Genomic DNA, 13,297 nt, shown 5'->3' with positions numbered 1-13,297 from the left:
TTTACCCGCAAGTAATTGTTATTCAGAATAGTCGGCTACATCTCGATTTCATCCTGATGAGCTGCCACATAAATAAGGTTCGCCCGATTTCTGTTTACAGACTGAAGGAAGCCGTTGATTAGAGAACATCTCTATGTCAACGGCTTCCTTTTTGTTTTTTTATGCAGAATCCCGACCATTACCTTTTCTAAAGGAGGGCTACACTCATGAGAATTATAGTCGCTCTTACAGGAGCAAGCGGAGCCATATACAGCTATTCCCTGATTCGCAGCCTGCATCAATTGGGCATTGACACCTATGTTATCGCCACTAGCGCTGGTGAGAATGTGCTCAAATATGAATGTGGCATCGACATGGCCGAAATTGCAGAGTATGCGACGGTGCTGCCAAACAACGATTTGTTCGCACCTGTGGCCAGCGGTTCATTCAAAACTGACGGAATGGTCATTATCCCCTGTTCCATGAACACCCTTGGCGCCATCGCCAATGGGATGGGAGATACTCTCCTGAGCCGTGCGGCCAGTGTGGTGCTGAAGGAAAAACGCAGGCTTATTATCGTGCCCCGCGAAACACCACTCCATCAGATTCATTTGGAGAATATGCTTAGGGTTGCCCGTGCGGGAGCAGACATCATGCCCGCCTCACCGGGATTCTACAATCATCCCACAGAGATCTGGGAACTGGTGAATTTCATGAATGCCCGCGTGCTCGATGCTTTGGGAATCGAACATCAGTTAATGAAAAGATGGGGTGAAGCTTAAAGATGGCAGCGCTGAATATCAGACAATTGTTGGAGCATTGGGAGAGGAACGGAAAGCTGCTGCGGGTACGCAGAGAAGTAGATCCCCGCTTCGAGCTTGGGGCAGTAGTCAAAGCAGTAAAAGGTGCGCAGCCGCTGCTGTTTGAGAAGGTCAAGGGATATAACGTCCCTATGACTGTTGGGCTTGGCGGCTCCAAAGAATTGATGGCTGAGAGCATGGATATGCAGCCTGCTGAGCTGCTGCCCCGGCTTATCGAAGCCGTCGTCCATCCACTTTCGACCCGCAAAGTGGAGCACGCTCCAGTCCATGATAACGTTATTACCGGCCAGCTTAACTTGCAGGATCACTTTCCTGTATGCACTTATCATGCTTTGGACAGCGGTGCTTATTACGTTTCAGGAGTCATGGTCGTCAAGGGACGAGATGGACAGACGCGTTACACGTCCATCCGGCGGATGCAGCTGCTGAATGGCAACCGGACCAGCATTCTAATCTCTTCACCCGAATTATTTCAACAATACCAAGAGTTTGAAGAGCGAGGTGAGCCGCTGGAAGTCGCTTTTATGTTCGGCATCGTTCCGGCTGTTGTTCTGGCTTCCCAGGTCAGCACACATCTGTTTCATGTAGATAAGCTAGATGTTGCCTCCGCCCTGCTCGGTGAGGCACTTACCGTGGTTCCCTGCAAGACGGTTAATCTTGAGGTTCTGGCCGAAGCAGAGGTTGTCTTCGAGGGGCGGATTCTTCCTGGGATTCGCGTGCCCGAAGGACCGTTCGGAGAGCTTGGCGGATACTATGGACCGCGTTCGGAACAGCCAGTGGTAGAGTTCTCCGCCGTCACCTACCGGAACCATGCCATATGGCAGACTATCCTCCCCGCCAGCTATGAAGAGAAACTGCCGATGGCTATTGCCCGCGAGGTAGCCTTAATCAGCTCCATCCGGCAGGTTGTACCTACCGTTCAGGATGTTCATATCACAATGGGTGGCGTAGGACGTTACCATGCGGTTGTTAGGATTCGCAAAGTCAGCGAAGGTGATGGTAAAACCGCTCTGCTGGCTGCCTTCGCCGGTGACAAGGATCTGAAGCATGTCGTAGTCGTCGATGAAGATGTTGATCTCTTGAATCCGCTGGATGTCGAGTGGGCCATCGCCACCCGGGTTCAAGCCGATCTGGATCTGTTCATTGTCCCTGGCGCCAAGGGTTCTCCGCTGGAACCTTCCCACAATCTTCGCGGGGTCACTGCCAAGATGGGCATCGATGCTACCTACCCTTTATCGCAAGTGGAGCACTACCTCAGGACTCATATTCCTGGACAGGATGAGATTGAGCTGGCGAACTATTTATAAGATTAAGCAACTGCTCATAAAACTAAGTTTATGCTTTCGATGTAGTTTTGTACGAAGATGATTCGATGAAGTGATGCTCACAAATCTAAGCTTATGCTTTCGAAGCAGTTTTGCTGCACAGTCCTACTCGAAGATGTAAAGTTCCGCAAAACTTTAAGCTTATGCTTTCGAAGCCAGCTTTGCTGCGCAAAGCTTTTAAGGAGGTGGATTATGCAAGCAATCGGATTGATTGAGACACGGGGGCTGACACCAGCATTAGAAGCGCTCGATGCCATGTGCAAAGCAGCAAATGTTAAGCTGGTGGATTTCAAACGGATTGGCTCCGGCTTGGTGACAGTTATCGTCGAAGGCGATGTCGCCTCTGTCGCAGCAGCGGTTGAAGCTGGCGTTGCTGCTTATGCGCGAACCGGCGGGGAGCTCATTTCGTCAAATGTCATTCCGCGCCCGCATCCGGATCTGGCCAAAATGCTTTACTAAACAAAATTAAACAAAAGGTTCTCTAAGGAGGTGATTTCACTTGTCCGATTTTATGAGAAATATTGTTTCCGAGGTATTGCAAAGAAACCATACTATTCCTATTTCCGGTATTACTCCGGCCCATCCTGCGGATTATAGCAAGCCAGAGCTGACAGTCAAACGGACCAATTACCAGAAAGAGCAAGCTGCGAAACGGCTGGCCTTAATTGCCGGTACTATTGCTGCATCAAGCTCCAGCAGTTCCAACCATTCCAACAAATCTGGCAATTCCAGTAGCCTAGGTAACTCTATAAGCAGTGGTAGCAACACTATTTCTACCAACTCCGGCAGTCCTACGAGCTCAACTAGTGGAGCACTCCATACTCAAGATTTTGTCGAACGCTGTTTTTCTCCATTGCTACTGCGCACCCTGTCGCACAAGAACGTGGAGGTTAGTTCACCTGGAAGTTCACCTATAAGGGCTGAACTCAATACACCCGAGACCTCTAAACCTTTCCGGCTCTCAACTGTGGGGGATATTGACGCCTGGATCTTTCCGGATATCCGTACTGCGCTTCGTCCTCTACTGGGAATCACCAGCCGAAATTACAGTGCAGCTGGTGTCATCAGTGCACGATCCTGTCAACCGGGACAGCTATTTGCTGCAGAGAAGATTTTAGCAGATGATCCTGAGCTGGAGGCTGAGATTCACTGGGGAGAAGCTGATCTTCGTTTCGAGCTGAAGCTGTTCAGCAATGAGTTTCGCAAAGTATCTGCCAAGCTCAAGGAAATGGTTGATTTTTTACAGGCCGCTTCTACTCGCAGAGTACAGTTATTCGTCAGCCTGGCCCCCTCCGCTCTCCTTCGTCAGCATTTGGGAGCAGGACAACAAGAAGCTATTGTGGTCGTAGATGCCGCTTCACGCTGGAACAGCATCGGGCTGGTGCAGCAACTACTCTATCGTTGTCCAGATGCTGGACTGAAAATCCGGGCAGAGCAAAGCTATGTAACTGTAACCGGAACTTCTGCCCAGATAACCGCTGTAGAGGCAGAGCTTAAGACCCTGATGAAGGAGGACTGAACATGCAAGCGCTAGGATTAATCGAGACCCTTGGGTTCACAACCGCCGTTTCTGCAGCAGATGCTGCACTTAAGGCCGCAAATGTGCGGCTGGTTGCCGTAGAGAAAGTTATCGGTGTTGGCGGTTCATTGGGTGTAACCATTCATCTTAGCGGTGATGTTGCTGCAGTGAACGCATCCGTTGAGGCTGGAAAGACAGAAGCACAACGAGTCGGCAAGGTCATCTCCGCCCATGTCATCGCTAAAGCTCACGAGGATGTAACTCTCAAGATATTATCCAAGTATTTACTAAAAAAAGAAAACACCGCCTCCGAGTCCGTTATTGTCTCCTCTACCGTTGACCCGCTCACTAAGGGCAACGAGCATATGTCTGATACCTCACCAGCTTCACCTGGCACAACAGATTCAACAGAATCAAACGATTCAAACGACAAACCAAACTAAATTAATGGAGGTTTTTATAATGGGAGAATCACTGGGATTAATCGAAACAAAAGGTCTGGTAGGGGCAATTGAAGCTGCAGATGCAATGGTAAAGGCGGCAAACGTAGAAATCTGCGGTTATGAAAAAATTGGCTTTGGTCTCGTCACAGTTATGGTTCGTGGGGATGTAGGTGCTGTAAAGGCAGCAACCGATGCAGGCGCAGCAGCAGCCAAACGGGTCGGGGAGCTGGTATCGGTACATGTCATTCCAAGACCACATAGTGAAGTTGAACGCGCCTTGCTGTCCAAAGGCATTGAATAGGAATACTAGTTACCATGGACAGCCGGCATAGCACGGTTGCTGCAAATATCCTGTTAGGGTTGTCTTACGGCTCCAGAACAGCAGAGTTAAAAAAAGACTATCCCCAAGTCTTAACGCTGCTGGCTAATCATTTCATCGGTATGGAGGAAGGGTTCGCGGCTATTCGAAAGCTGGGAGCAAGCAATGTTAGATTGCGGTTATGGGTAGAAGATCATTTGCTCCACACGATGACCCTCGAAGAGATTGTAGCGCAGTCAGGAGTTGACGATATTATACATCCGACCAACTCCCCACTCCTCTCTCCCACCGAGGCAGATGTCCTATTCATACCCGTGCTTTCGCTATCCCTGTTGTCCCGTCTCACCCAATTGGATACCGGACATCCATTCGTACAATTAATAGTATCGGCCCTTTGTGCAGGAATACCAGTCGGTGCATTAACGCTAGGGGCAGAACCAGGACATTATCGCTGGGGTGAGCAGGGTCTCTCGCAGGCCAGTCCGTTTTTGAAAGAGCAGATGTTGGCTATGGTTAGCAAAATAGAAAGCTTCGGCATTAAGCTGCTCGAACCGGATAAAGTCGGGAACTGGCTGTCCTCTGCGAAAGCGCCACTCAAGAAACAGGTACTAACCGCAGAGGATATCCGCTCCGCACTGAAGCTGGACAGAACAAGTATTGTATTGAGCAGACATGCCGTAATCACTCCACTTGCCGCAGATATGGCCAGAGAATACGGAATAGAGCTTCAATTTAAATAGAAGAGGTGACAATCACATGCAGCTGGGACTAATTATCGGATACGTCGTCGCAACTAGAAAGGATGAGACACTGGTTGGCGCCAAACTACTGGTCGTTCAGCCTATTCACCCGGACAATACACCTTCTGGAGCAACAATCATTGCGGTCGATACGGTGGGTGCCGGAATTGGCGAAACGATCATCTTCGTAGTCGGCAGCGTGGCTTCACGGGCGACGTCACATCTGAATGCCCCTATTGATGCCGCTATTGTCGGTATTGTAGACAGTGTGGATTGCGCCAAGGCGGGAGGTTCATAACATATGCTAACGACAGATATCAAAGATGCGATTCAGCGGCGGCGGATGATCGATGTTCTGCTCTCCGACACGGTACATGCCGATCTCGTACTTAAAGGCGGCTATATCATAAATGTAGTGACACGGGAAATATACGAAGGCGATGTGGCTATAAAAGGCGACCGGATTCTACTTGTAGGCCAAGCAGAGAAGCTGATTGGCCCTGCTACCGTTATTGAAGATATGCGTGGTAAATTTATTAGTCCGGGCTTTATTGATTCTCATATGCATTTCGAAAGCGCGATGCTCACCGTAACTGAATTTTCCAAATTGTCCATTCCAACAGGAACAACCACATTGGTGGCAGATCCGCATGAAATAGGGAATGTACTGGGAGTCCCGGGAATGAAAGCGATGATTGAAGAAGCCAAAACCTTGCCGAACCGTGTTCTATTCACCGTCCCCTGTCTCACGCCGGATGTACCTGGTCTGGAGACTGCCGGTGCGGATATTAGCTCCAAGGATATGCAGGAACTGCTGAATGATGACCATGTGCAGGGAATCGGCGAGCTGCAAGGCTTCAGCAATGTCCATCCGGTATACCGCAATGCGCCCTATCTTATCGATGATCTGCTTGCCTCCGTCTCTTACGCCAAAGCTATTGGCAAAAGCATAGAAGGTAACGCGCCCGGATTATTCGGACGTGAGCTTGCTGCCCATATCATCTGTGGGGGCGGCCATATCTCCTGCCATGAGACGACAACGAAAGAAGAAATGATGGAAAAGCTGCGTTACGGGGTCAGTGTATTTATGCGTGAAGGCTCTTCTCAGCGCAATATGGCTGAATGCATTCGGGCCATAACCGAGGAAGGAATGGATTCACGGCGGGCCATCCTCGTCTCCGATGATATGGTTCCCGAGGATCTACTGAAATACGGTCACATGAATGACATCGTTCGTAGAACGATAGCCGTAGGCATTGATCCAGTAGAGGCTATCCAAATGGTCACCATTAACCCAGCTACACATTTTGGCTTTGATGATATTGGCCTGCTAGCCCCAGGCAAAAAAGCCGACATCGCCGTGATCAGCGATTTAACCCAGATGAAGATAGCGCAAGTGTATATTAGCGGAGTCAAAATCGCCGAGAACGGCGAGCTCACTCGGGATATCCCCTCTTATATTTATCCCGCTTCTGTCAAAAAGTCCGTTAAGCGTAAACCTGTCAAGCTGGAGGATCTGCAAATCTCTGCTGAAGGCGCTCATAGCACCGTACAGATTCGGACCATTGAGGTTATTCCAGATCAAAACCTGACCGGAGCTGGAATCTATACCGCTTCCGTCAAGGATAATATCGTATTGCCTTCAGTCGCAGACGACCTTCTCCCCCTGCTCGTAGTCGAACGTCATGGACGCAGCGGTAAGATCGGTAAAACCTTTGTTCGCGGGATGACGCTTAAAGTAGGCGCGATCGCCGAGAGCGTAGCACATGATACGCACAACATCATCGTCACAGGCACGAACTATGCTGATATGGTAACCGCCGTAAACCGGGTTATCGCCATGGATGGAGGCATCGCCATGATTGCGGACGGTAAAGTTGTGGGAGATCTACCGCTGCGTATCGGTGGGCTAATGACCGACGAACTGACTGGCAAGGAAATGAGCAGCCGGATTACCGAGCTGCATCGGCTAGCCCGTGAGGAGCTAGGCTGCAGTCTGCATGTACCATTTATGCATCTTTCTTTCCTCTCACTAGTCACCAGCCCAGCTTGGAAAATAACCGACATCGGCCTGATCGATGCCGATGCCTTCACCGTGCTGCCAACACTCGCCTAAATCTGTGCTTATGCTACCTAAACTAAGTGTATGCTTTCGAGGTAGTTTTGCGAAGTTATCTCCAGAAGCTTATGCTACCAAAACTTTTAAGAGGTGATAAAATGGGCATTCAGGTTGTCGATCTCTCGCAGGAAATCTATCAGGGGATGCCGGTCTTCCCTCCACATCAGAAGACGATGATCTTCCCCAACATGAGCCATGAGGAGAGCAAACACAAACTCGGCTTCGAATTTGCAACGAACAATCTGCTCATTAATGAGCACGGCCCCACCCATAGCGATGCCATCTACGAATATGATCCACAGGGACAGACGATTGATGAAATGTCACTGGAGTATTTTTATGGACCGGCCGTCTGTTTGGATGTCTCCCATATCTCACCGGACAGTTACATTACCCGCCAGGATCTAGAACAGGCCTTACAAAAGGGTTATCTTCATCTCGACAAAGGGGATATCGTACTGCTGTACACCGGACATTATAATCGGGCTTACGGCACAGAGGCATGGTTGACCCGCTACACCGGTCTAGATTATGAGGCTGCGGAATGGTTAGCCAAGCAAGGTATCGTAAATATCGGCGTAGATGCCCCTTCCATCGATAATCCGGATGATCCACGATTCTCCGGACATTTAATCTGCAGGGAATATGCAATGACCAATACCGAAAATTTATGCAACCTCGATAAAATAGCACAGAAGCGTTTCCTGTATTTCGGACTTCCGCTCAAAATCCGCAAAGGCACAGGCTCCCCTATCCGAGCTGTAGCTGTGTTCATAGAATAAGGAAATCAGGTGAATGACAGTGAGAAATGAGACTGTAATTGAGGAAATCATCGTACCTGCTTATGAAGGAAGAAGTGCGCGGGTTCGCAAAGGGCAGACGCTCTATATCATAGATGTGGAAGGCAAGCAGGTAGGTGATTTCGTCTGCTTTAATGCGGAGAATCCCGAGGAGCATGTATCGCCAATTCATATGAGATCGTCGCTCAGCAGCATCAGACTTAAACAAGGTGACGGCCTTTACAGCAATTACCGAAGACCCCTAATGCAGCTGGCTCATGATACCGTAGGACGGCATGATTTCTTTTTTCCAGCCTGCGACTATTATCGCTATAAGGTTGATTTCGGACTAGAAGAGCATCCCAACTGCCACGACAATTTACAAAAAGCGCTCGGTAAATATCAGCTTGGCCACAAAGAAATCCCTGACCCCATCAACTGGTTCATGAATAACGCCCTCGACGAGAACCTGGATTATGTGATTGAAGAGCCTTTATCCAAGCCAGGGGATTATGTCGCTTTACTTGCCCTCACAGATGTTATCGTAGCCCTCTCCTCCTGTTCTCAGGACCTAGCCCCTGTTAATGCTTACAACGTAACGTCGCTCAAAATGCAGATCATAGAATCAAAGCCCGTATAACTTAGAAAAAGCTCCTGCAACACGGGATAACCCGTTGTCGCAGGAGCTTTCTTTAAACCCCTCATATACAATATGAATGCTTAGCCCCTGACGACAGTGTTCCTTGCTTTATATTCTTCAAGCGTTAAGACTTCTCCAAAGATACCAATATCCCGCAGACCGGATACGTGCATATCTTCATCCTTTGAAGCGCAGCAGTCGCTGATACACATCACCTTATACGTATGGTACATCGCATCTGACGCTGTTGAACGGACACATACATTTGTCCATACACCAGTGACAACTACAGTATCAATGCCCTCTTCACGGAGGAACAGGTCCATATCCGTGTAGCTGAAGGCACTGTGGCGTCTTTTTTGCACAATGTAATCGCCCTTATCGAGCTGCGGAGTCAGACTTGGAATGAAATCGGAGCCCCAGGTTCCTTTGATCGCATGAATCGGTCTCACTCTGAAATCCGCATCGTTCTTCCGATGAGCCTCCTGCACAAAGATGATCTGGATATCATTCTCACGGCTAAATTCGATTAATTCCTGTATTGCCGGTACAATCTTCTCGCCATTCGGACAACAAAGTGCACCCTCTGGGCTAATAAAATCATTTAACATATCAATAATAACTACGGCGTGTTTGCCCATAGCAGTCACGTTCCTCTCAAGTGCATATCTAAATGTTCTAACTAGAACTACTTAATATTTCAACAGACGCGGAAGCTCACTAATGGTCTGGCGTTTCACAAACTCCCCGTAGCCTGGTTTACCTACCACACCAAGTTCATCATCATAAACCAACGTGCCTCTGACAATCGTTTTATCGACTTTACCTTTAAGCTTCATCCCGTGAAAAGGAGTATATTTCGGCTTGCAGTGCATTTTTTCCTTATCCAGGGTCCATTCCTTCTCCAGATCAACAATTGTAAAGTCGGCGTCTGCTCCAATTTCGATAGCACCTTTTTTCGGATACAGACCGTAATGAACCGCCGGATTGGTGCAGAGCACCTCTACCAGCCGGGAAAGGCTCAATCTGCCCTTGTTGAAGCCTTCGCTGATCATGATTGGAACCAAAGTTTCAACACCTGGTATCCCTGGAAAAGAGGTCCAGACATCCATGCCCGGAGCATCCTTTTCAGTGGCGATCTCATACGGTGCATGGTCAGTAGCCATGAAGTCGACGGTTCCATCAACCAATCCCTGCCACAAAGCTTCGTTATCTTCCGTACGGCGCAGCGGAGGCGCAATCTTCGCAAATGCCTCGAACTCGGTCATCGCGTCAACTGCATTCAGCGTCAAGTAATGCGGGCAAGTCTCCGCTGTCACTTTAAGCCCCTTTATCTTTGCTGCCTTGATCAGTTCATTACCTGCAGCAGTACTCATATGCACAATATGCAGGCGGGCTCCTGACTCCTCAGAGAAGCTGATACCGAGCTGAATTGCTGCTTTTTCTGCCAGAATTTTACGCGCTTCCGCCCAAGCAGGGTAGTCCATACGTCCTTCTTTTTTCAACTTGTTCGTGTAGAAATCACAAATCGCAAAATTCTCGGCATGAATGCCGATTGGCATTCCAGTTTCAGCCACAGCATAGAAGGCTTCCAGCATTTCCGGATCAGTTACACGCGGGTAGGTCGGAACGGAAGGGGTCATGTATACCTTAAATGCTACTACACCCTCTGCCGCCTGCTCCTTGACGATGTTCAGTACATCGTTCCGCACATCCTCACCAGTGACGCCACCCCACATCGCATAGTCGATAACTCCTTTACCCTCCAAGGCATTGAGCTTATTATGCAAATTATCCACCGAACGGACCGAAGGCACGCTACAGCAAGGCATGTCGATAATGAGCGTAACTCCACCCGCTGCGGCGCTGCTTGTTCCAGTAACAAAGTCTTCCCGATGTGTAAATCCAGGGTCATTAAAATGTGTATGTGAGTCAATAACACCCGGCAGCACAAGCATTCCTTTAGCGTCGATAACCTCTGCTGTCCCAGCGTCAATATCTTTGGCAAACCCAACGATAATACCTTTATCCACTAGAATGTCGGTCAATACCTGTCTGTCACCTTGGGGAATACTTGCATTCTTAATAATCAATTCATAACTCATCAATACACACCTCTTCTTTTATATTTTGATTTTAAGCACAACAAAAAAACCCGGGTCACAAAAGGCATACGACAGAAGCTATACGTTCTAAAAGCAAAAAATCTGCAGTTTGAACAGCAAACTATCCTATACCTCTTGTAGCCTGGGGCAATTTACGGTCGCCTGGTCGAAACGCTCAAACCGATCTCTGAGCTTATACAAGAGCTTATTTTGTTAACCCATTTACTTGGGAGTAAATAAGTTTAATGTAATGTTTATTAACACAATTCAAGGATATAACTCCTTTTATTACTTACATCATACCATCTCAAGGCTTTGCGTCAATATCAAAAACCTATTTGTCAATGAATAGTCGAATTTATGTAATGTTATATAACTCAAATCTCTCATCTGACATTAATTGATAGAGCAATCTCCTCCATTAAGTTATTAGCAGAATATTAATTCAGTACACAAATCATTAATGTAGCAATAGAAATTACATCCAGTTCTTTTGTTTAGTTAGAAATTTCGTATTCCAGAATAGCTATGATGTGGAGACAGTAATTATTCATAAAAAAATGTTTATCGATCTGCAGCGACAATAGTCACTTCCACGCCCTCAACTAATTATCTAAATAGCTCTTCAAAAAGCCTGAAATGAGAAAAAGGTGTAAAAGATCGCTTTTACAAGCAAATCTTTTACACCTTTTTCATGATACCGGCGAGAGGACTCGAACCTCCACGGTCTCCCACTCGATTTTGAGTCGAGCGCGTCTGCCATTCCGCCACGCCGGCATATACATATAAAATAACTTGGAGGCGCCACCCAGAATCGAACTGGGGATAAAGCTTTTGCAGAGCTTTGCCTTACCGCTTGGCTATGGCGCCACAAATGGAGCGGACGACGGGAATCGAACCCGCGACCCTCGCCTTGGCAAGGCGATGCTCTACCGCTGAGCCACGTCCGCAAAAAAATGGCTGGGGATATAGGAATCGAACCTATGATGACGGAGTCAAAGTCCGTTGCCTTACCGCTTGGCTAAACCCCAATGTAAATTTAAAAGTAAAAAGGGCGACCGATGGGTCTCGAACCCACGAATGCCGGAACCACAATCCGGTGCGTTAACCACTTCGCCACGACCGCCATACAATACTTAATTAATCTCCAATAGTTCATTTTAAAGAAAATGGGGCGACCGATGGGTCTCGAACCCACGAATGCCGGAACCACAATCCGGTGCGTTAACCACTTCGCCACGACCGCCATATTTAACTTCAAAAATTGTATTGGCAGGGGCAGCAGGAATTGAACCCACACCAACGGTTTTGGAGACCGTTGTTCTACCCTTAAACTATGCCCCTAAAACTGGTGGAGGATGATGGATTCGAACCACCGAACACTCACGTGAGCAGATTTACAGTCTGATGCGTTTGGCCACTTCGCTAATCCTCCAAGGATGGTGCCGGCGAGAGGACTTGAACCCCCAACCTACTGATTACAAGTCAGTTGCTCTACCAGTTGAGCTACACCGGCGTATTGCTGTGTAAAAATATGGTGGCTCGGAACGGAATCGAACCGCTGACACGAGGATTTTCAGTCCTCTGCTCTACCGACTGAGCTACCGAGCCATAAAAAATTAAAAATGGCGGAACCGACGGGATTCGAACCCGCGATCTCCTGCGTGACAGGCAGGCATGTTAGGCCAACTACACCACGGTTCCAAATTGGTTGCGGGGGCAGGATTTGAACCTGCGGCCTTCGGGTTATGAGCCCGACGAGCTACCGGGCTGCTCCACCCCGCGTCATTAGCTATACAACTAGATTGTTATAAAAATATGGTGGAGGCTGAGGGGTTCGAACCCCCGACCCTCTGCTTGTAAGGCAGATGCTCTCCCAGCTGAGCTAAGCCTCCATAATAGAACAATTGTTATCATACCAAATTTCACGAAGTAAAATCAAGTGAAAAATGGTGACCCGTATGGGATTCGAACCCATGTTACCTCCGTGAAAGGGAGGTGTCTTAACCCCTTGACCAACGGGCCTTAGTCTTAATAAATATATGGCGGAGAGAGAGGGATTCGAACCCTCGAGACGCTTGTGGCGCCTACACGATTTCCAATCGTGCTCCTTCGGCCAAACTCGGACACCTCTCCATATGTGGCTCCCCGAACAGGGCTCGAACCTGTGACAACTCGATTAACAGTCGAGTGCTCTACCAACTGAGCTATCAGGGAAAATTCATTTCAAGCTTGAATCGCCTGAAAACTGAATCCGAATCGAATCTGCGTTCTTGCTTGTTTAGGATAAGCCCTCGACCGATTAGTATTGGTCAGCTCCATGCATTGCTGCACTTCCACCTCCAACCTATCTACCTCGTCGTCTTCAAGGGGTCTTACTAAATTGGGAAATCTCATCTCGAGGGGGGCTTCACGCTTAGATGCTTTCAGCGCTTATCCCGTCCGTACGTAGCTACTCAGCCATGCTCCTGGCGGAACAACTGATGCACCAGCGGTACGTCCATCCCG

General features: G+C 48.4%; 13 protein-coding genes, 16 tRNA genes, 1 rRNA gene and 1 riboswitch. Of the genes, 11 read left to right on the top strand and 19 right to left on the bottom strand.

The genetic code is table 11. From position 1 onward, the window contains the following. Nucleotides 1-206: 206 nt before the first annotated feature. From GJB61_RS25870 to GJB61_RS25820, 11 genes are all read left to right on the top strand, one after another. The gene (locus GJB61_RS25870) at nt 207-761 is read left to right on the top strand and encodes a UbiX family flavin prenyltransferase (RefSeq protein ID WP_154121925.1); all 555 of its coding nucleotides are present in this window, start codon (nt 207-209) and stop codon (nt 759-761) included. Nucleotides 762-763: 2 nt separating this feature from the next. Beyond that, nucleotides 764-2,107, top strand: a complete 1,344-nt coding sequence (locus GJB61_RS25865) for a UbiD family decarboxylase (RefSeq protein WP_154121924.1) — start codon at nt 764-766, stop codon at nt 2,105-2,107. Between the two features lie 210 nt (nt 2,108-2,317). After that, a complete protein-coding gene (locus tag GJB61_RS25860; RefSeq protein ID WP_154121923.1) occupies nt 2,318-2,584 on the top strand; it encodes a BMC domain-containing protein in 267 nt (88 codons plus the stop codon). A 40-nt stretch (nt 2,585-2,624) separates the two neighbouring features. Next, entirely contained in the window at nt 2,625-3,644 is a 1,020-nt protein-coding gene (locus GJB61_RS25855; protein WP_154121922.1) for a hypothetical protein, read from the top strand. A gap of 2 nt (nt 3,645-3,646) precedes the next feature. After that, on the top strand, nt 3,647-4,087 hold the full coding sequence (locus tag GJB61_RS32315; RefSeq protein ID WP_276568322.1) for a BMC domain-containing protein: 441 nt from the start codon (nt 3,647-3,649) through the stop codon (nt 4,085-4,087). 19 nt (nt 4,088-4,106) lie between these two features. Beyond that, nucleotides 4,107-4,388 carry a BMC domain-containing protein gene (locus tag GJB61_RS25845; RefSeq protein WP_019908484.1) on the top strand — a complete coding sequence of 94 codons (282 nt, stop codon included), beginning with the start codon at nt 4,107-4,109 and terminating at the stop codon, nt 4,386-4,388. 14 nt (nt 4,389-4,402) lie between these two features. Beyond that, the gene (locus GJB61_RS25840) at nt 4,403-5,146 is read left to right on the top strand and encodes a hypothetical protein (RefSeq protein WP_154121920.1); all 744 of its coding nucleotides are present in this window, start codon (nt 4,403-4,405) and stop codon (nt 5,144-5,146) included. 16 nt (nt 5,147-5,162) lie between these two features. Next, nucleotides 5,163-5,444 (top strand): EutN/CcmL family microcompartment protein, encoded by a 282-nt coding sequence (locus GJB61_RS25835; protein ID WP_154121919.1) that lies wholly within the window; start codon nt 5,163-5,165, stop codon nt 5,442-5,444. A gap of 3 nt (nt 5,445-5,447) precedes the next feature. Beyond that, nucleotides 5,448-7,262 carry an adenine deaminase gene (gene ade, locus GJB61_RS25830; protein WP_154121917.1) on the top strand — a complete coding sequence of 605 codons (1,815 nt, stop codon included), beginning with the start codon at nt 5,448-5,450 and terminating at the stop codon, nt 7,260-7,262. 101 nt (nt 7,263-7,363) lie between these two features. After that, nucleotides 7,364-8,047 carry a cyclase family protein gene (locus GJB61_RS25825; protein ID WP_154121915.1) on the top strand — a complete coding sequence of 228 codons (684 nt, stop codon included), beginning with the start codon at nt 7,364-7,366 and terminating at the stop codon, nt 8,045-8,047. Between the two features lie 13 nt (nt 8,048-8,060). Next, nucleotides 8,061-8,684 carry a DUF1989 domain-containing protein gene (locus GJB61_RS25820; protein WP_154121913.1) on the top strand — a complete coding sequence of 208 codons (624 nt, stop codon included), beginning with the start codon at nt 8,061-8,063 and terminating at the stop codon, nt 8,682-8,684. 80 nt (nt 8,685-8,764) lie between these two features. On the opposite strand, the gene GJB61_RS25815 is transcribed toward GJB61_RS25820, so the two are convergent. From GJB61_RS25815 to GJB61_RS25725, 19 genes are all read right to left on the bottom strand, one after another. After that, on the bottom strand, nt 8,765-9,325 hold the full coding sequence (locus GJB61_RS25815; protein ID WP_154121911.1) for a cysteine hydrolase family protein: 561 nt from the start codon (nt 9,323-9,325) through the stop codon (nt 8,765-8,767). 51 nt (nt 9,326-9,376) lie between these two features. Further along, nucleotides 9,377-10,789, bottom strand: a complete 1,413-nt coding sequence (gene allB, locus GJB61_RS25810; protein ID WP_154121909.1) for an allantoinase AllB — start codon at nt 10,787-10,789, stop codon at nt 9,377-9,379. Nucleotides 10,790-10,907: 118 nt separating this feature from the next. Then, nucleotides 10,908-11,010, bottom strand: a riboswitch (purine riboswitch). Between the two features lie 477 nt (nt 11,011-11,487). Continuing rightward, a tRNA-Leu gene (locus GJB61_RS25805) sits at nt 11,488-11,566 on the bottom strand. Nucleotides 11,567-11,585: 19 nt separating this feature from the next. After that, nucleotides 11,586-11,659, bottom strand: a tRNA-Cys gene (locus GJB61_RS25800). Between the two features lie 5 nt (nt 11,660-11,664). Next, nucleotides 11,665-11,739: transfer RNA gene (locus GJB61_RS25795), tRNA-Gly, on the bottom strand. Between the two features lie 7 nt (nt 11,740-11,746). Beyond that, a tRNA-Gln gene (locus GJB61_RS25790) sits at nt 11,747-11,820 on the bottom strand. Nucleotides 11,821-11,842: 22 nt separating this feature from the next. Further along, nucleotides 11,843-11,915 (bottom strand) — tRNA-His (locus GJB61_RS25785). A gap of 44 nt (nt 11,916-11,959) precedes the next feature. After that, nucleotides 11,960-12,035: transfer RNA gene (locus tag GJB61_RS25780), tRNA-His, on the bottom strand. Nucleotides 12,036-12,059: 24 nt separating this feature from the next. Then, a tRNA-Trp gene (locus GJB61_RS25775) sits at nt 12,060-12,133 on the bottom strand. Between the two features lie 5 nt (nt 12,134-12,138). Next, nucleotides 12,139-12,224: transfer RNA gene (locus tag GJB61_RS25770), tRNA-Tyr, on the bottom strand. Between the two features lie 5 nt (nt 12,225-12,229). Next, a tRNA-Thr gene (locus GJB61_RS25765) sits at nt 12,230-12,305 on the bottom strand. Between the two features lie 19 nt (nt 12,306-12,324). Then, nucleotides 12,325-12,400 (bottom strand) — tRNA-Phe (locus GJB61_RS25760). A gap of 15 nt (nt 12,401-12,415) precedes the next feature. Beyond that, nucleotides 12,416-12,493 (bottom strand) — tRNA-Asp (locus tag GJB61_RS25755). A 4-nt stretch (nt 12,494-12,497) separates the two neighbouring features. Next, nucleotides 12,498-12,574: transfer RNA gene (locus GJB61_RS25750), tRNA-Met, on the bottom strand. 34 nt (nt 12,575-12,608) lie between these two features. Continuing rightward, nucleotides 12,609-12,684 (bottom strand) — tRNA-Val (locus GJB61_RS25745). Between the two features lie 55 nt (nt 12,685-12,739). Next, nucleotides 12,740-12,814, bottom strand: a tRNA-Glu gene (locus GJB61_RS25740). 18 nt (nt 12,815-12,832) lie between these two features. Then, nucleotides 12,833-12,925, bottom strand: a tRNA-Ser gene (locus tag GJB61_RS25735). 5 nt (nt 12,926-12,930) lie between these two features. Further along, nucleotides 12,931-13,006, bottom strand: a tRNA-Asn gene (locus tag GJB61_RS25730). A gap of 65 nt (nt 13,007-13,071) precedes the next feature. After that, nucleotides 13,072-13,297, bottom strand: a 23S ribosomal RNA gene (locus GJB61_RS25725); the annotation flags it as partial.

Source organism: Paenibacillus monticola, assembly GCF_009664975.1.
Lineage (GTDB): Bacteria > Bacillota > Bacilli > Paenibacillales > Paenibacillaceae > Paenibacillus_AQ > Paenibacillus_AQ monticola.
The sequence above is the reverse complement of the archived record's forward strand: the minus strand, read 5'-3'. Positions and strand labels throughout refer to the sequence as shown.